This is a genomic window from Pseudomonas sp. IT-P2 (assembly GCF_949767575.1).
Taxonomy (GTDB): domain Bacteria; phylum Pseudomonadota; class Gammaproteobacteria; order Pseudomonadales; family Pseudomonadaceae; genus Aquipseudomonas; species Aquipseudomonas pharyngis.
In genome coordinates this window covers 367547-384800 of record NZ_CATKQA010000046.1, presented here as the reverse complement: position 1 = coordinate 384800, position 17254 = coordinate 367547, and the positions used below count along the sequence as shown (strand labels likewise).

15 protein-coding genes are annotated in these 17254 nt (G+C 59.1%); 12 read left to right on the top strand and 3 right to left on the bottom strand.

All coding sequences use genetic code 11. The features are described from left to right. Positions 1-20: 20 nt before the first annotated feature. Together clpA and clpS are read right to left on the bottom strand one after the other, a co-directional pair. Entirely contained in the window at positions 21-2291 is a 2271-nt protein-coding gene (gene clpA, locus ACM6JM_RS25745) for an ATP-dependent Clp protease ATP-binding subunit ClpA (protein WP_007951436.1), read from the bottom strand. 30 nt (positions 2292-2321) lie between these two features. Next, entirely contained in the window at positions 2322-2705 is a 384-nt protein-coding gene (gene clpS / locus ACM6JM_RS25740) for an ATP-dependent Clp protease adapter ClpS (RefSeq protein ID WP_011334948.1), read from the bottom strand. Between the two features lie 224 nt (positions 2706-2929). Here clpS and ACM6JM_RS25735 point away from each other — a divergent pair, with 224 nt between their 5' ends. Next, positions 2930-3211 carry a cold shock domain-containing protein gene (locus ACM6JM_RS25735; RefSeq protein WP_039767406.1) on the top strand — a complete coding sequence of 94 codons (282 nt, stop codon included), beginning with the start codon at positions 2930-2932 and terminating at the stop codon, positions 3209-3211. 79 nt (positions 3212-3290) lie between these two features. On the opposite strand, the gene icd is transcribed toward ACM6JM_RS25735, so the two are convergent. After that, the gene (gene icd / locus ACM6JM_RS25730) at positions 3291-4547 is read right to left on the bottom strand and encodes an NADP-dependent isocitrate dehydrogenase (RefSeq protein WP_007951441.1); all 1257 of its coding nucleotides are present in this window, start codon (positions 4545-4547) and stop codon (positions 3291-3293) included. Positions 4548-5028: 481 nt separating this feature from the next. On the opposite strand from icd, the gene ACM6JM_RS25725 reads away from it, so the two are divergent. The 11 genes from ACM6JM_RS25725 (at position 5029) to ACM6JM_RS25675 (ending at position 17207) form a co-directional block, all read left to right on the top strand. Next, positions 5029-7254, top strand: coding sequence for an NADP-dependent isocitrate dehydrogenase (locus ACM6JM_RS25725; RefSeq protein WP_039767409.1), 2226 nt, complete (start codon positions 5029-5031; stop codon positions 7252-7254). A 78-nt stretch (positions 7255-7332) separates the two neighbouring features. Further along, a complete protein-coding gene (locus ACM6JM_RS25720) occupies positions 7333-7779 on the top strand; it encodes an NUDIX hydrolase (RefSeq protein ID WP_103386160.1) in 447 nt (148 codons plus the stop codon). A 59-nt stretch (positions 7780-7838) separates the two neighbouring features. Beyond that, positions 7839-8963: a tRNA 2-thiouridine(34) synthase MnmA gene (gene mnmA, locus ACM6JM_RS25715; RefSeq protein WP_007951446.1), complete on the top strand. Its 1125-nt coding sequence runs from the start codon at positions 7839-7841 to the stop codon at positions 8961-8963. Continuing rightward, positions 8960-9583 (top strand): high frequency lysogenization protein HflD, encoded by a 624-nt coding sequence (gene hflD / locus ACM6JM_RS25710; protein ID WP_039767411.1) that lies wholly within the window; start codon positions 8960-8962, stop codon positions 9581-9583. The genes mnmA and hflD overlap by 4 nt, the downstream gene beginning before the upstream one ends. A 127-nt stretch (positions 9584-9710) precedes the next feature. Further along, the gene (purB, locus tag ACM6JM_RS25705) at positions 9711-11081 is read left to right on the top strand and encodes an adenylosuccinate lyase (protein ID WP_039767413.1); all 1371 of its coding nucleotides are present in this window, start codon (positions 9711-9713) and stop codon (positions 11079-11081) included. 86 nt (positions 11082-11167) lie between these two features. Then, positions 11168-12343, top strand: coding sequence for a JmjC domain-containing protein (locus tag ACM6JM_RS25700; RefSeq protein ID WP_414882737.1), 1176 nt, complete (start codon positions 11168-11170; stop codon positions 12341-12343). Next, on the top strand, positions 12336-12761 hold the full coding sequence (locus ACM6JM_RS25695) for a GNAT family N-acetyltransferase (protein WP_414882736.1): 426 nt from the start codon (positions 12336-12338) through the stop codon (positions 12759-12761). The genes ACM6JM_RS25700 and ACM6JM_RS25695 overlap by 8 nt, the downstream gene beginning before the upstream one ends. A gap of 245 nt (positions 12762-13006) precedes the next feature. Beyond that, the gene (locus tag ACM6JM_RS25690) at positions 13007-13759 is read left to right on the top strand and encodes a secretin N-terminal domain-containing protein (protein WP_011334955.1); all 753 of its coding nucleotides are present in this window, start codon (positions 13007-13009) and stop codon (positions 13757-13759) included. 476 nt (positions 13760-14235) lie between these two features. Then, positions 14236-15561 carry an isocitrate lyase gene (gene aceA / locus ACM6JM_RS25685; RefSeq protein WP_039767419.1) on the top strand — a complete coding sequence of 442 codons (1326 nt, stop codon included), beginning with the start codon at positions 14236-14238 and terminating at the stop codon, positions 15559-15561. A gap of 547 nt (positions 15562-16108) precedes the next feature. Next, entirely contained in the window at positions 16109-16522 is a 414-nt protein-coding gene (locus tag ACM6JM_RS25680) for an NADH-quinone oxidoreductase subunit A (RefSeq protein WP_003223812.1), read from the top strand. A 10-nt stretch (positions 16523-16532) separates the two neighbouring features. Beyond that, positions 16533-17207, top strand: a complete 675-nt coding sequence (locus tag ACM6JM_RS25675; RefSeq protein ID WP_007951456.1) for a NuoB/complex I 20 kDa subunit family protein — start codon at positions 16533-16535, stop codon at positions 17205-17207. Positions 17208-17254 lie beyond the last annotated feature (47 nt).

Here is a 17254-nt window from a genome sequence, read left to right as displayed (position 1 = left end):
GCCTTTTCACTTACCAGCCGTCAAGCCATTTCTGCAGTGGTCTCGAAGTCAAACGTCAACTCACCATCCTTGATGTCGATGTGAACCACACCGCCATGCTCGGCCAGCTCGCCAAACAGAATCTCCTCCGCCAGCGGACGCTTGATCTTGTCCTGGATCAGACGCGCCATCGGACGAGCGCCCATGGCCGAATCGTAACCACCGGCCGCCAGCCAGCTGCGCGCCGCATCGGTAACTTCCAGAAGCACACGCTTGTCTTCCAGCTGCGCCTGAAGTTCGGTGAGGAACTTGTCCACCACGCTCTTGATAACCTCATGACTGAGGCGACCAAACTGAATGATGGTATCCAGACGGTTGCGGAATTCCGGCGTGAAGCTCTTCTTGATCACTTCCATCGCATCGGACGAGTGGTCCTGATGGGTGAAACCGATCGAAGCACGTGCCGCTGTTTCAGCACCGGCGTTGGTGGTCATGATCACGATCACGTTGCGGAAGTCCGCCTTGCGCCCGTTGTTGTCGGTCAGCGTGCCGTGATCCATCACCTGCAGCAGCAGGTTGAAGACTTCCGGATGCGCCTTCTCGATTTCATCGAGCAGCAATACGCAATGCGGTTGCTTGGTGATCGCTTCGGTCAACAGACCGCCCTGGTCGAAACCGACGTACCCCGGAGGTGCACCGATCAAACGCGATACGGTGTGGCGCTCCATGTACTCGGACATGTCGAAGCGCACCAGTTCGATCCCCAACGCCTTGGCCAATTGACGCGCGGCTTCGGTTTTACCGACACCGGTCGGCCCTGCGAACAGGAACGAACCGACAGGCTTGTCAGGCGACTTGAGGCCGGCACGGGACAATTTGATCGCAGTCGACAGCGAATCGATCGCCGCGTCCTGACCAAACACCGTCAGCTTCAGGTCACGCTCCAGATTACGCAGCAGTTCCTTGTCGGAGCTGGTGACGTGCTTCGGCGGAATCCGCGCGATCTTCGCCACGATGTCCTCGACTTCAGGGACTTCGATGCGTTTCACGCGCTTCTCGACCGGTTGCAGACGCTGGTAGGCGCCCGCCTCGTCGATCACGTCGATAGCCTTGTCCGGCATGTGCCGGTCATTGATGTAGCGCGAAGCCAGTTCCGCAGCGGCGCGCAGCGACTCATCGCTGTATTCGATGTTGTGGTGCTGTTCGAAACGCCCTTTCAGACCGCGCAGGATACCGATGGTGTCTTCCACCGACGGCTCGACAACATCGACCTTCTGGAAGCGACGCGCCAGGGCGCGGTCTTTTTCGAAGATGCCACGGAATTCCTGGAACGTGGTCGAACCGATGCAGCGAATGTCGCCAGACGACAGCAGCGGCTTGAGCAGGTTCGAGGCATCCATGACGCCACCGGACGCAGCACCCGCACCGATGATGGTGTGGATTTCGTCGATGAACAGGATCGCCTGCGGACGTTTTTTCAGTTCGTTGAGCAGCGCCTTGAAGCGCTTCTCGAAATCACCGCGATACTTGGTGCCCGCGAGCAGAGCGCCCAGATCGAGGGAGTAAACGACGCTGTTGGCCAGCAGGTCCGGCACCTGGTTGTCGACAATGCGCTTGGCCAGGCCCTCGGCGATCGCGGTTTTACCCACGCCCGCCTCGCCGACCAGCAGCGGATTGTTCTTGCGACGACGCGCCAGAATCTGCGCGACACGCTCGACTTCCGTTTCACGCCCGACCAGCGGATCGATCCGGCCCTGGCGTGCGAGTTCGTTGAGATTGCTGGCATAAGCGTCCAGCGGATTGCCTGAAGAAGAAGACTCACCGCCCTCATCGTCCTGCATATCTTGTTCACCTTCAGAGTGATCGCCATGCCCCGGCACTTTGGAAATGCCGTGAGCGATATAGTTGACGACATCAATGCGTGCAACGCTCTGCTGTTTCAGCAGGAACACCGCCTGACTCTCTTGCTCACTGAAGATTGCAACCAGCACGTTGGCACCGGTTACTTCGCGTTTGCCCGAGCTCTGCACATGAAAGACAGCACGTTGCAGTACACGCTGGAAGCCCAGGGTTGGCTGGGTTTCGCGATCCTCGTCGTGGACGGGGATCAATGGCGTGGTGGAGTCGATGAACTCCTGCAGGTCGTGCTTGAGTTTGTCGAGGTTTGCGCCGCAGGCACGCAATACGGTGGCGGCAGCCTCATTGTCCAATAGGGCCAGCAGCAGGTGTTCGACGGTCATGAACTCATGACGTTTCGAACGTGCCTCCTTGAAGGCAAGATTGAGGGTGACTTCGAGCTCGCGGTTTAACATAGCTTCACCTCATACCCAAGTGGTCGGCGATTAACCGTCCTTCTCGATTTCACAGAGTAGCGGATGCTGGCTTTCCCTGGCGTACTGGTTGACCTGCATGGCCTTTGTCTCGGCGATGTCGCGGGTAAACACTCCACATACTGCCCGCCCTTCTGTATGGACGGCCAGCATGACCTTGGTCGCCAGCTCGCGATTCAGGTTAAAAAACACCTCGAGCACTTCGACGACGAAATCCATCGGTGTGTAGTCATCATTGAACAAAACCACCTTGTACATCGGCGGCGCCTGTAACGCAGGCTTTGCTTCCTGAACAGCAACGCCTGCCGAATCGTCGTCGTGCTCCTGTGGAAGATCCTTTTGGAGAAGCGGGCGATCCTGATTGAATGTTAGTCGAATCTGGCTGATTGCATGCATGGAAAGAAAGGTTCGTCAGTTGTGCAAATACAGTGGTGGGGGCGGCTTGACACGTTTTCAACTCCGACTGCCCGGTCACCTTGACTATCGGGAAAACGGTGTTACAACCAATAGAACCCACAGTGGGGAAAAAAGATCCGCGGAGTCAATCTTTTTAACGGATTCGACTGCGGATGAATTGGATGATACTCCAGCGATGGAGACTGTTGCAGAGGGATTTGAGCATGGCTGTCGGCAAGGTGAAATGGTTCAACAATGCCAAGGGGTTCGGTTTCATCAACACCGACGCCCGCGAAGGGAAGGACGAAGACGGCAAGGAGATCGATTTCTTTGCCCACTATTCCGCCATTGAAATGGACGGATACAAAACCCTCAAAGCCGGGCAAATCGTCAAATTCGAGATCGTGCAAGGGCCCAAAGGCCTGCACGCCACAAAAATTCAGAATGTCGAAGCCGCAAAAGATGCCGCCTCGGCCGCTGCTCGGCACCAGTCAGTGACCAGCTGAAGCGACCCGGACACCTGCCGGAAAACAAACCGCCCGGCTCGATCACTCGAGCCGGGCGGTTTCGTTGCAGCTGGCTTTCTTACATGTGCTTGATCAGCGCTTCACCGAAGCCCGAAGAAGACACCAGCGTGGCGCCTTCCATCAGACGTTCGAAGTCGTAGGTCACGGTCTTGGCCTTGATGGCGCCATTGGTGCCCTTGATGATCAGGTCGGCCGCCTCGGTCCAGCCCAGGTGGCGCAGCATCATCTCCGCCGACAGGATCACCGAGCCCGGGTTGACCTGGTCCTTGCCGGCATATTTCGGCGCGGTACCGTGGGTCGCCTCGAACATGGCCACGGTGTCGGACAGGTTGGCACCCGGCGCGATACCGATACCGCCCACTTCCGCCGCCAGGGCATCGGACAGGTAGTCACCGTTGAGGTTAAGGGTAGCGATCACATCGTACTCGGCCGGACGCAGCAGGATCTGCTGGAGCATGGCGTCGGCGATGGCGTCCTTGACGACGACTTCGCGGCCGGTTTTCGGGTTCTTGAATTTCATCCACGGGCCGCCATCGAGCAGCTCGGCGCCGAATTCTTCCTTCGCCACCTCATAGCCCCAGTCCTTGAAGGCACCTTCGGTGAATTTCATGATGTTGCCCTTGTGCACGATGGTCAGCGACTTGCGGTCATTGTCCACCACGTATTGCAGGGCCTTGCGCACCAGACGCTTGGTGCCTTCTTTCGAAACAGGCTTGATGCCGATACCGCAATCCTGGTCGAAACGGATCTTGGTGACGCCCATTTCTTCTTTCAGGAATTTGATGACCTTGGTGGCCTCAGGGGAGCCGGCCTTCCATTCGATACCGGCATAAATGTCTTCGGAGTTCTCGCGGAAGATCACCATATCGACGTCGCCGGGCTTTTTCACCGGACTCGGCACGCCTTCGAACCACACCACAGGGCGCAGGCAGACATAGAGATCGAGTTGTTGACGCAGGGCCACGTTGAGGGAGCGGATGCCGCCACCGACCGGAGTGGTCAGCGGGCCCTTGATGGAAACCACGTAATCCTTGACCGCGTCCAGGGTTTCCTGGGGCAGCCAGGTGTCCTGGTCATAAACCTGAGTTGCTTTTTCGCCAGCATAAACCTCCATCCAGGAAATCTTGCGCTTGCCCCCGTAGGCTTTTTCTACGGCAGCATCGACCACTTTGATCATCACAGGGCTGACGTCGACGCCAATGCCGTCACCTTCGATGAAGGGAATGATCGGGTTATCGGGGACATTGAGAGAATGGTCTGCGTTGACGGTGATTTTGTCGCCGACGGCTGGAACCTGAATCTTCTTGTAACCCATGCTGAACTCCATTGTTTGGATTGAACATCTGGCTTGGCTCGAGCGTAACCCAGTTGAATCAACACGCAAACCCTCTGTTCCGGGCGCGGCCACATCTCGTTTCGTACAAGCCTGAAAGCAAAGGGAAAAGCGCCAATCTCAAGCATTCACGCCGACTCTACGCCCCACCCCGCCCTGCGACCTTTAGACCAATGGACGAGAATCGTTGCACATGAACCATCGGCAGATTGCCAGCTACCTATGTATAATGCCGCCCGCTGACCACAGGGTCACGACGGCTGGCCTCTCTAGCACGAGACTTTCCGCCTGATTGGTCGGGTTGTTACCGCAGTCCGACTGCTTGACGCTCTACTGATGCACCCAACATCACCGCGAAGATTCTCGACATTCGGTTCATGGATGACTTTGAACGAACGCGCTTACCCGGCGCCCCTCGAGTTTCTGCGCACGCTTTAGCAAAGAAGAGAGAGTTAATCCGAATATGCCCACCCGCTCGAAGATCATCTATACCTTCACCGACGAAGCTCCAGCCCTCGCCACCTATTCCCTGCTGCCGATCATCGAGGCTTACACCGCCTCGGCCGATATCGCCGTGGAAACCCGCGATATCTCTCTTGCAGCGCGTATTCTGGCCAGCTTCCCCGAGCAACTGGGCGACAAAGCCGTAGCCGACCACCTCGCCGAACTGGGCGACCTGGCCGTTACGCCTGAAGCCAACATCATCAAGCTGCCGAACATCAGCGCCTCGGTTCCGCAACTGCAAGCCGCGATCAAAGAACTGCAAGCCCAGGGCTACAACCTGCCGGACTACCCGGAAACCGTGACCAGCGACGCCGACAAAGATGCCAAGGCGCGTTACGACAAGGTCAAGGGCAGCGCCGTGAACCCGGTCCTGCGTGAAGGCAACTCCGACCGTCGCGCGCCGCTGTCGGTCAAGAACTACGCTCGCAAGCACCCGCACAAAATGGGCGCCTGGGCCAAGGACTCCAAGTCCCACGTCGCTCACATGAGCACCGGCGATTTCTACGGCAGCGAAAAAGCGGCCCTGATCGACGCCGCTGACACCGTGAAAATCGAGCTGGTCGCCCAAGACGGCACCACCACCGTCCTGAAAGAAAAAACCACCGTTCAGGCGGGCGAGATCCTCGACTGCTCCGTCATGAGCAAAAAGGCCCTGCGCGCGTTCATCGCCGCTGAAATCGACAGCGCCAAGCAACAAGGCGTGCTGCTGTCGGTTCACCTGAAAGCCACCATGATGAAGGTCTCCGACCCGATCATGTTCGGCCAGATCGTTGCCGAGTTCTACAAGGACGCCCTGACCAAGCACGCCGACGTGCTGGCCGAAATCGGCTTCAACCTGAACAACGGCATCGGCGACCTGTACGCCCGCATCAAATCCCTGCCGGCCGAGCAGCAAGCCCAGATCGAAGCTGACGTGCAGGCGGTCTACGCCGTTCGTCCGTCGCTGGCGATGGTCAACTCCGACAAAGGCATCACCAACCTGCACGTGCCGAGCGACGTTATCGTCGACGCCTCGATGCCGGCCATGATCCGTGACTCCGGCAAGATGTGGGGCACCGACGGTCAGCTGCACGACACCAAGGCTGTGATCCCGGATCGCTGCTACGCCACCATCTACCAGGCCGTGATCGAAGATTGCAAAGCCAATGGCGCTTTCGATCCGACCACTATGGGCAGCGTGCCAAACGTTGGCCTGATGGCGAAAAAGGCTGAAGAATACGGCTCCCACGACAAGACCTTCCAGATCAAGGCCGACGGCGTGGTTCGCGTGACCGACAGCAAAGGCACCCTGCTGATGGAACAGGCTGTTGAAGCCGGCGACATCTTCCGCATGTGCCAGACCAAGGACGCGCCGATCCAGGACTGGGTCAAACTGGCCGTCAACCGCGCTCGCGCAAGCAGCACCCCGGCCATTTTCTGGCTGGACCCGATGCGCGCCCACGACGGCGTGGTGATCGAGAAGGTTCAGGCTTACCTGAAGGATCACGACACCACCGGTCTGGACATCCAGATCATGGCGCCGGTCGATGCCATGAAATACACCCTGCAGCGCACCCGCGAAGGCAAGGACACCATTTCGGTGACCGGCAACGTACTGCGTGACTACCTGACCGACCTGTTCCCGATCATGGAACTGGGCACCAGCGCCAAGATGCTGTCGATCGTGCCGCTGATGAACGGCGGTGGCCTGTTCGAAACCGGCGCCGGCGGTTCGGCTCCGAAGCACGTGCAGCAACTGGTCGAAGAGAACTTCCTGCGCTGGGATTCGCTGGGTGAATTCCTGGCCCTGGCCGCTTCTCTCGAGCACCTGGGTGTGAACTACAACAACCCGAAAGCGCTGGTACTGTCCAAGACTCTGGACCAGGCCACCGGCCAGTTCCTCGACAACAACAAGTCGCCATCGCGCAAAGTCGGCAACATCGACAACCGCGGCAGCCACTTCTACCTGGCAATGTACTGGGCACAAGCCCTGGCCGCCCAGACTGAAGACGCTGCACTGCAAGCGCAGTTCGCGACTCTGGCCAAGACCCTGACCGAGAACGAAGCGACCATCGTCGCCGAGCTCAACGCCGTTCAGGGCAAGCCAGTGGACATCGGTGGTTACTACCACGCCGATGCCGAGCTGATCAGCAAGGCCATGCGCCCAAGCGCAACCTTCAACGCGGCCATCGCTGCGCTGGTATAAGGTTGTAAAGGGAACATCACAAACCCCGGCCATGCGCCGGGGTTTGTGTTTCTGCCTTTCGCCCAGGAGATTCAATCAATGCAATGGCTCCCCCACATCACCGTCGCCACCATCGTCGAGGACAACGGTCGTTTCCTGATGGTCGAGGAACACAAGGCCGGGCGCAACGTGCTCAATCAGCCCGCCGGCCATCTGGATCCGGACGAAACCCTGATCGAAGCCGCCGTACGCGAAACCCTCGAAGAAACCGGCTGGGACGTCGAACCCACCAGCGTAATCGGCATTTATCTGTACACCGCCCCAAGTAACGGCGTGACTTACCAGCGCGTGTGCTTTAGCGCCAAAGCCGTGAAACACCACCCGGATTATCAGCTGGACGACGGCATCGTCGGCGCCAAGTGGCTGACCCGCGACGAATTATTGGCCCAGCGCGATAACTGGCGCAGCGAGCTGATCATCCGTTGCATCGATGATTATCTGGCCGGCAATCGCTTCGGCCTCGAACTGATCCGCCCTTCCCTTTAGCCTTGAGGCCGTGAGCCTGATAGAATCGCGTCCTTTTTCAAGACACTCATTGAATCCCTATGCGTGATCCAGCCCCTTCTGACACATCCAAGAAGCGCGTCATTGTCGGCATGTCCGGCGGCGTGGACTCTTCCGTTTCCGCTCTCCTGCTGATCGAGCAGGGCTATGAAGTGGAAGGCCTGTTCATGAAGAACTGGGAAGAAGACGACGGAACGGAATACTGCACCGCCATGGACGACCTGGCGGATGCCCAGGCCGTGTGCGACAAGATCGGTATCAAGCTGCACACCGCCAACTTCGCCGCCGAGTACTGGGACAACGTGTTCGAGCATTTCCTGGCCGAATACAAGGCCGGCCGCACGCCGAACCCGGACATCCTGTGCAACCGCGAGATCAAGTTCAAGGCGTTCCTCGACTACGCCATGATGCTCGGCGCCGACCTGATCGCTACCGGTCACTACGTGCGCCGCCGCGACATCGACGGCCGCACCGAACTGCTCAAGGGCCTGGATCCGAACAAGGATCAGAGCTACTTCCTGCACGCCGTCGGCGGCGAACAGATCGCCAAGACCCTGTTCCCGGTCGGCGAGCTGGAAAAGCCGGAAGTCCGCGCAATTGCCGAGAAATACGAGCTGGCAACCGCCAAGAAGAAGGATTCCACCGGGATCTGCTTCATCGGCGAGCGTCGCTTCAGCGATTTCCTCAAGCAATACCTGCCGGCGCAACCGGGCGAGATCAAGACCACCGAAGGCGAAGTCATCGGCCGCCACCACGGCTTGATGTACCACACCATCGGCCAGCGTCAGGGCCTGGGCATCGGCGGTTTGAAAGACGCCGGCGACGAGCCGTGGTACGTGCTGCGCAAGGACCTGGACACCAACGAGCTGATCGTCGGCCAGGGAAACAACCATCCGTGGCTGTTCTCCAGCGCCCTGCTCGCTTCGGAAATCTATTGGGTCAACCCGATCGATCTGAGCCAGCCATTGCGCCTGACCGCCAAGGTTCGTTATCGCCAGAGCGATCAGGCCTGCACCCTGGAAAAAACCGCGACCGGCTATCGTGCCGTGTTCGACGAGCCGCAACGCGCGGTCACGCCGGGCCAGTCAGTGGTGTTCTATGACGGTGAAATCTGCCTCGGTGGCGGCGTGATCGAAGTCGCCGAGCCGTGGAGCGGCCAGGCATGAGCCCGACTCAGGAACAATTGACCGCTCTGGGCGGCGTGTTTCTCGCCGCCGTGCTGGTCGACCGCATCGCCAAGACTGGCCAGACCAACGAAGCCGGCCTGAGCTGCATGCTCGGCAGCCTGCTGGTTCGTGACCCGAAAGACACGCTGGATGTTTACGGCGGCGACGATATCAACCTGCGCGAGGGTTACCGCGCACTGATCGGCGCCCTCGAGCGCGACCCGAGCACCTTGCAGCGCGAACCGTTGCGCTACGCCCTGTCAATGCTCGGCCTTGAGCGGCAACTGGCCAAGCGCAACGACATGCTCGACGTGATTGGCAAGCGTTTGCCGCAGATCCAGTCACAGGTCGAGCATTTCGGCCCAGCCCACGAAAACGTGATCGCGGCCTGCGGTGCGCTGTACCAGGACACCCTGAGCACGCTGCGCCAGCGCATTCAGGTGCATGGCGACATGCGCAATCTGCAGCAGCCGAGCAACGCCTCGAAGATCCGCGCCCTGCTGCTCGCCGGCATTCGTTCGGCACGCCTGTGGCGCCAGCTCGGCGGTCACCGCTGGCAGTTGGTCGTCAGCCGACGCAAATTGCTCAAAGAGCTGTATCCGTTGATGCGCAGCGAGTAAATCGTCGCGCAATAAAAGCTTTGTAGTCTGTAACGCGTAATACGCCGGTCAGTTGGCGACGGACCGGCGGATTTTTTCATGTATGATACGCGCCCCATTTCGTTGCCCGACTGTCCGAGAACACCCCATGCAGCTCTCTTCGCTCACTGCGGTTTCCCCTGTTGACGGCCGCTACGCCGGCAAAACCCAGGCCCTGCGCCCAATTTTCAGCGAGTACGGTCTGATCCGTGCCCGCGTTCTGGTTGAAGTGCGCTGGCTCCAGCGCCTGGCCGCTCACGCCGGCATCCCGGAAGTGCCTGCCTTCTCCGCCGAAGCCAACGCCGTTCTGAATGAACTGGCCGAGAACTTCTCGCTGGAGCATGCCGAGCGCGTGAAAGAGATCGAGCGCACCACCAACCACGACGTAAAAGCGATCGAATACCTGCTCAAAGAGCAGGCGGCCAAGCTGCCGGAACTGGCCAAGGTCAGCGAATTCATCCACTTCGCCTGCACCAGCGAGGACATCAACAACCTGTCCCACGCACTGATGCTGCGCGAAGGCCGTGACGACGTGATGCTGCCGCTGATGCGCCAGACCGCCAACGCCATCCGCGAACTGGCCATCCGCTTCGCCGACGTGCCGATGCTGTCGCGCACCCACGGTCAGCCGGCTTCGCCGACTACCCTGGGCAAAGAGCTGGCGAACGTGGTTTACCGCCTCGAGCGTCAGATCGCTCAGGTCGCTGCCGTTCCGCTGCTGGGCAAGATCAACGGCGCTGTCGGCAACTACAACGCTCACCTGTCGGCCTACCCACAGATCGACTGGGAAGCCAACGCCCGCGCCTTCATCGAAGACGAGTTGGGTCTGGGCTTCAACCCGTACACCACGCAGATCGAGCCGCACGACTACATCGCCGAGCTGTTCGACGCCATTGCGCGCTTCAACACCATCCTGATCGACTTTGACCGTGACATCTGGGGCTACATCTCCCTGGGTTACTTCAAGCAGCGCACCATCGCCGGCGAAATCGGTTCGTCGACCATGCCGCACAAGGTCAACCCGATCGACTTCGAAAACTCCGAAGGCAACCTGGGCATCGCCAACGCACTGTTCCAGCACCTGGCGAGCAAACTGCCGATCTCCCGCTGGCAGCGCGACCTGACCGACTCCACCGTTCTGCGCAACCTCGGTGTCGGCTTCGCCCACAGCGTGATCGCGTACGAAGCGAGCCTCAAAGGCATCAGCAAGCTCGAGCTGAACGCTGACAAGATCGCTGCCGATCTGGACGCTTGCTGGGAAGTCCTGGCCGAGCCGATCCAGACCGTGATGCGCCGCTACAACATCGAAAACCCGTACGAGAAGCTGAAAGAACTGACCCGCGGCAAGGGCATCAGCCCTGAAGCGCTGCAGACTTTCATCGATGGCCTGGACATGCCGGCCGCTGCGAAAGCCGAGCTCAAGCAACTGACCCCGGCCAACTACATCGGCAACGCTGTAGCGCAAGCCAAACGCATCTGATCGACTGCTTGACCCGTTTGAGACGCCCGGCCGCGCCGGGCGTTTTTATTCCCGTCTGAAAAATGCTTTTTTTCAATAGGTTACATATGAATCCCGATATTCCTCTTCAACTTCTGGGTGGTCTTACGGCGCGCGAATTCATGCGCGATTACTGGCAGAAAAAACCACTGCTGATCCGTCAGGCGATTCCTGATTTCGAAAGCCCGATCGACGCCGACGAACTCGCCGGCCTGGCCCTGGAAGAAGAAGTTGAATCGCGCCTGGTGATCGAGCACGGCGAGCGTCCATGGGAACTGCGTCGCGGCCCGTTCGCCGAAGACGAATTCAGCAAACTGCCGGAGCGCGAGTGGACCCTGCTGGTACAGGCGGTCGACCAGTTCGTGCCGGAAGTCAGCGAGCTGCTGGAAAATTTCCGCTTCCTGCCGAGCTGGCGCGTCGACGACGTAATGATCAGCTTCGCCGCCCCGGGTGGCAGCGTCGGCCCGCACTTCGACAACTACGACGTGTTCCTGCTGCAAGGCCACGGCAAGCGCAACTGGAAAATCGGCCAGATGTGCGACTCCGAAAGCCCGCTGCTGCAACACGCGGACCTGCGCATCCTCGCCGAATTCCACGAGACCGAAGAGTGGGTGCTCGAACCGGGCGACATGCTCTACCTGCCACCACGCCTGGCCCACTGCGGCGTTGCCGTCGATGACTGCATGACCTACTCGGTCGGTTTCCGCGCACCGAGCGCCGCTGAAGTGCTGACCCACTTCACCGACTTCCTCAGCCAGTTCCTGACTGACGAAGAGCGCTACACCGACGCCGATGCAAAACCGGTCAGCGATGATCCACATCAGATCCAGCACGATGCACTCGACCGCCTGAAAGCGCTGCTCGCCGAGCACATGAGCGATGAGCGCCTGCTGCTGACCTGGTTCGGCCAGTACATGACCGAGCCGCGTTATCCAGAGCTGGTGGTAGGCCCGGAAGAGGTCGAGGAAGAAGACTTGCTCGGCGCACTCGAAGACGGCGCCATCCTGATCCGCAACCCGAGCGCGCGCCTGGCGTGGTCGGACGTCGATGACGACCTGCTGCTGTTCGCCAGCGGCCAGAGCCGTTACCTGCCGGGCAAGCTGCGCGAACTGCTGAAGCTGATCTGCTCCGCCGACGCCCTGCACACCGATAACCTCGGTGACTGGCTGAGCGACGAAGACGGTCGCGGCCTGCTGTGCGAACTGGTCAAACAGGGCAGTCTGGGGTTCGCCGACGATGAATAAGATTCGCGTACGTGTTGCAGACTGGCAAAAGGACAACGCCGAGATCCGCCGCATTCGCGAAACGGTGTTCATTGCCGAACAATCGGTTCCACCCGAGCTTGAGTGGGACGCCGATGATGCCACGGCGGTGCATTTCCTGGCTTTCGAAGGCGACTTTCCGATCGGCACTGCCCGCCTTTTGCCCGACGGGCATGTCGGCCGGGTTTCGGTGCTCAAGGACTGGCGCGGCCTGAAGGTCGGCGATGCGCTGATGCAAGCGGTGATTGCCGAAGCGGAAGCACGCGGCCTGAAGCAGCAGATGCTCAGCGCCCAGGTTCAGGCCACAGCGTTCTATGAGCGTCTGGGTTTCAACCTGATCAGCGAGGAATTCCTCGAAGCCGGGATTCCGCATGTCGACATGGTTCGTCATTCGGCTTAAGACCCAGGCACCGATCGTTCCCACGCTCCGCGTGGGGATGCATCTCGGGACGCTCCGCGTCCCTTGCGGCATGTGACGCAGAGCGTCACTGGCTGCATTACCACGCAGAGCGTGGGAACGATCAACACCTAAAACGCCCCTGCATCTCACGATGCCGGGGCGTTTTGCTGTCTACGATTCAACTTGCCCCACCCCGGGCCGACAAACTGGCAATATCAAGCCTTTCGAAAGCGGAGATAACGGACATGTCCCTACGCACCCTGCTCACCACCCTGCTGCTCGGCTGCAGTTTTTCGGTGATGGCAGCCACAGAAATCGTGCCCCTCAAGTACCACACCAGTGCCGACATGCTGCCGGTGGCTCAGGACTTCATCGGCAAGGACGGCCAGGTCAGCGCCTATGGCAACCAACTGATCGTCAAGGCCGAGCCCGGCAAGATTCAAGAACTCAAGGACCTGCTCTCGCAACTCGACACCGCGCCCAAGCGCCTGCTGATCACGGTCGACACCAACGAAAACAACGGTCGTGGCGATGAAGGCTATTCGGTCAACGGCGCGCAGACCCGGATCATCAGCCGCAGCACCGCCAGCCGTGACGGCGGCATTCAGCAGATCCAGGCCAGCGAAGGTGCACCGGCACTGATCCAGGTCGGCCAGAGCGTGCCGATCACCAGCAGCCAGACCAACTCCTACGGCGATTACAGCAGCCAGACGCAATATCGCAACGTCACCCAGGGCTTTTACGTCACCGCCAGCGTCACCGGCGAAACCGTTCACCTGGCCATCAGTACCAACCGTGACCGCATGAGCCAGGAACGTCCCGATGTAGTGAACGTGCAAAGCACCGACACAACCGTCACCGGACGCCTGGGTGAATGGATCACCCTCGCCGGCGTGAATCGCCAGACCCAGGCCGACAAACAGGGCCTGGCCCGCAGCTACTCTACTCAAGGCCGGGATGACATGACGTTGCGGGTGAAAGTCGACACGCTGGACTAAAGCACCAAAAACTGACTGATTAGTCGTATTAGACGAAAGATGTAGTGCTTTAAAAAAAGCACTACAAAACGTTTGACGAGCCAAAAAAGCGAAGGCATGATGGCCTCGCTCCCGCTAATCAGAGGCCCTGGCAAGGGCCTTCGAAGCGCTGCTCGCAAACATCCCCGCGAGCCGTTTCGTGTCTGTACCGCCCACAAGGCGTGTTTGACGAGGTTGCCGACTGGAACGAAGTTGTCCCGAGGGACGGAAGCGTAATTAGGTAACCCGGCTTTACACTGTCGTTCGTATAAAGGCCCACGACGCCCGAATGCGCCCACCAGTTCGCCTTTACCTGCTCACCTCCCCTCGAGCTCATCGTTCATCCCGTCGCCTGCCCCGCCGAACCCGACCTGACCACCTAAGCTTCTGGTCAGCGAGCGCAAGGAATTTTCCACCGCAGAACAACTTTTCATAAAGACGCGACGAGGTTTATCTCCATGGCACTGACACGCGAACAGCAAATTGCAGCCCTTGAAAAAGACTGGGCTGAAAACCCGCGCTGGAAAGGCGTGACTCGCAATTACTCCGCTGCTGACGTCGTCCGTCTGCGTGGCTCGGTTCAACCAGAGCACACCTTTGCAAAAATGGGCGCCGAGAAGCTGTGGAACCTGGTCACCCAGGGTGCCAAGCCGTCCTTCCGCCCAGAGAAAGATTTCGTCAACTGCATGGGCGCCCTGACCGGCGGCCAGGCTGTGCAGCAGGTTAAAGCCGGTATCCAGGCGATCTATCTGTCGGGCTGGCAAGTCGCGGCGGACAACAACTCCGCCGAATCGATGTACCCGGACCAGTCGCTGTACCCGGTGGACTCGGTTCCAACCGTGGTCAAGCGCATCAACAACTCGTTCCGTCGCGCCGACCAGATCCAGTGGAAAGCCGGCAAGAACCCGGGCGACGAAGGCTACATCGACTACTTCGCACCAATCGTGGCTGACGCCGAAGCCGGTTTCGGCGGCGTCCTGAACGCCTACGAGCTGATGAAGAGCATGATCGAGGCAGGCGCCGCCGGCGTTCACTTCGAAGACCAGCTGGCTTCCGTGAAGAAATGCGGCCACATGGGCGGCAAGGTTCTGGTTCCAACCCAGGAAGCCGTACAGAAGCTGACCGCTGCTCGTCTGGCTGCCGACGTTGCCGGTGTACCGACCATCATCCTGGCCCGTACCGACGCCAACGCTGCCGACCTGCTGACTTCCGACTGCGATCCGTACGACCAGCCATTCGTGACTGGCACCCGTACCCAGGAAGGTTTCTACAAGGTTCGTGCAGGTCTGGACCAGGCAATCGCCCGTGGCCTGGCCTACGCGCCGTACGCCGACCTGATCTGGTGCGAAACCGCCAAGCCGGATCTGGAAGAAGCCCGTCGTTTCGCTGAAGCGATCAAAAAGGAATACCCGGACCAGATCCTGTCGTACAACTGCTCGCCTTCCTTCAACTGGAAGAAAAACCTGGACGACGCGACCATCGCCAAGTTCCAGCGCGAACTGTCCGCCATGGGTTACAAGCACCAGTTCATCACCCTGGCCGGCATTCACAACATGTGGCACAGCATGTTCAACCTGGCGCACGACTACGCCCGCAACGACATGACTGCCTACGTGAAGCTGCAAGAGCAGGAATTCGCTGACGCCGCCAAGGGTTACACCTTCGTGGCTCACCAGCAGGAAGTGGGCACTGGCTACTTCGACGACATGACCACCGTAATCCAGGGCGGCACGTCCTCGGTGACCGCGCTGACCGGCTCGACCGAAGAAGAACAGTTCCACTGATCGACTTCGCCTGAGCGAACGGCCTTTGCGAACCGTATAGAAAGCTAACCGCATTGCCGAAAAAACTGACGCCCCGACTGGTTCGGGGCGTTTTTTTGCCTGCGGTTTTCCGGGCACCTCAGGATTTGGCACAGCCTGTCAGGCAAAACATTGATCCAGAACGGTATCCGCATCGCAAAAATCGGCTAAAACGGGCGCCGCCGCTACTTGCAGTAACGCGCATATAAGACAACTTCCCAACTAGTGACCCGTTAAACAGTTACGAAACCACTGCAAACGATATCAATTATCATTTAGCGACAACTATGTTCGTTACATTTCCCACAAAACATAATTCTTGAAATTCCGGCTAATGCCCGCAACGCATGGGCTGCGGGCCCTTCGAGGTGCGCTATGTCCTTATTCCAATAAATAATTTCGCTATAGGAATTTTACTTGCCGGGTGTTTAGCCATAAAATCAGCGCGATTGATTGCTGCGACATATCGTCACTGCCTTATTTCTTTATCAAGCTCAGAGACCTTTGCTCTCTGTTAAGGATTTCCAGCATGCCCGAAGCGACAGGACTCATGGCCCACAACTGGGGCTTTGCCATTTTCCTTCTGGGTGTAGTCGGCCTGTGCGCCTTCATGCTCGGCGTCTCCAGCCTCCTTGGGTCAAAAGCCTGGGGCCGCAGCAAAAACGAACCGTTCGAGTCCGGCATGCTACCTACCGGTGGCGCCCGCTTGCGGCTCTCAGCCAAATTCTATCTGGTCGCGATGCTGTTCGTGATCTTCGATATCGAAGCCCTCTTTCTCTTTGCATGGTCTGTGTCCGTCCGCGAAAGCGGCTGGACCGGATTCGTCGAAGCTCTCGTTTTCATAGCAATTCTGTTGGCAGGTCTTGTCTACCTGTTCCGAGTGGGCGCCCTTGACTGGGCTCCGGAAGCTCGTCGCAAGCGGCAGGCGAAGCTGAAACAATGAGGCTTTGGCAATGCAATACAATCTCACCAGAATCGACCCCGATGCTCCTAACGAGCAGTATCCGATCGGCCAGCGGGAAACCGTTTCCGATCCGTTAGAAGATCAAGTCCACAAAAACATTTTCATGGGCAAGCTGGAAGACGTGCTGAGTGGCGCGGTCAACTGGGGACGTAAGAACTCCCTGTGGCCGTACAACTTCGGTCTGTCCTGCTGCTACGTGGAAATGACCACCGCCTTCACGGCGCCCCACGACATCGCGCGCTTCGGCGCCGAAGTTATCCGGGCATCACCGCGTCAGGCCGACTTCATGGTTATCGCCGGGACCTGCTTCATCAAGATGGCGCCGATCATTCAGCGCCTGTACGAGCAGATGCTCGAGCCCAAGTGGGTGATCTCGATGGGTTCGTGCGCCAACTCCGGCGGCATGTACGACATCTACTCCGTGGTTCAGGGGGTGGACAAGTTCCTGCCCGTTGACGTCTACGTACCTGGCTGCCCGCCCCGTCCAGAAGCATTTCTGCAAGGCTTGATGCTGTTGCAGGAATCCATTGGCCAGGAGCGTCGCCCACTTTCCTGGGTCGTTGGCGATCAAGGCGTTTATCGCGCCGACATGCCTTCGCAGAAGGAACAGCGCCGCGAACAGCGAATCGCAGTCACCAACCTGCGCAGCCCTGACGAAGTCTGATCCAGTCTGTTTCAAAGAAACGAGAAGCTGGCTTCATTCTTTACGTT

What these genes read in the sequence shown, in the direction of transcription:
- clpA (WP_007951436.1), bottom strand. Translation starts at nt 2,291, where the DNA reads ATGTTAAACCGCGAGCTCGAAGTCACCCTCAATCTTGCCTTCAAGGAG.
- clpS (WP_011334948.1), bottom strand. Translation starts at nt 2,705, where the DNA reads ATGCATGCAATCAGCCAGATTCGACTAACATTCAATCAGGATCGCCCG.
- ACM6JM_RS25735 (WP_039767406.1), top strand. Translation starts at nt 2,930, where the DNA reads ATGGCTGTCGGCAAGGTGAAATGGTTCAACAATGCCAAGGGGTTCGGT.
- icd (WP_007951441.1), bottom strand. Translation starts at nt 4,547, where the DNA reads ATGGGTTACAAGAAGATTCAGGTTCCAGCCGTCGGCGACAAAATCACC.
- ACM6JM_RS25725 (WP_039767409.1), top strand. Translation starts at nt 5,029, where the DNA reads ATGCCCACCCGCTCGAAGATCATCTATACCTTCACCGACGAAGCTCCA.
- ACM6JM_RS25720 (WP_103386160.1), top strand. Translation starts at nt 7,333, where the DNA reads ATGCAATGGCTCCCCCACATCACCGTCGCCACCATCGTCGAGGACAAC.
- mnmA (WP_007951446.1), top strand. Translation starts at nt 7,839, where the DNA reads ATGCGTGATCCAGCCCCTTCTGACACATCCAAGAAGCGCGTCATTGTC.
- hflD (WP_039767411.1), top strand. Translation starts at nt 8,960, where the DNA reads ATGAGCCCGACTCAGGAACAATTGACCGCTCTGGGCGGCGTGTTTCTC.
- purB (WP_039767413.1), top strand. Translation starts at nt 9,711, where the DNA reads ATGCAGCTCTCTTCGCTCACTGCGGTTTCCCCTGTTGACGGCCGCTAC.
- ACM6JM_RS25700 (WP_414882737.1), top strand. Translation starts at nt 11,168, where the DNA reads ATGAATCCCGATATTCCTCTTCAACTTCTGGGTGGTCTTACGGCGCGC.
- ACM6JM_RS25695 (WP_414882736.1), top strand. Translation starts at nt 12,336, where the DNA reads ATGAATAAGATTCGCGTACGTGTTGCAGACTGGCAAAAGGACAACGCC.
- ACM6JM_RS25690 (WP_011334955.1), top strand. Translation starts at nt 13,007, where the DNA reads ATGTCCCTACGCACCCTGCTCACCACCCTGCTGCTCGGCTGCAGTTTT.
- aceA (WP_039767419.1), top strand. Translation starts at nt 14,236, where the DNA reads ATGGCACTGACACGCGAACAGCAAATTGCAGCCCTTGAAAAAGACTGG.
- ACM6JM_RS25680 (WP_003223812.1), top strand. Translation starts at nt 16,109, where the DNA reads ATGCCCGAAGCGACAGGACTCATGGCCCACAACTGGGGCTTTGCCATT.
- ACM6JM_RS25675 (WP_007951456.1), top strand. Translation starts at nt 16,533, where the DNA reads ATGCAATACAATCTCACCAGAATCGACCCCGATGCTCCTAACGAGCAG.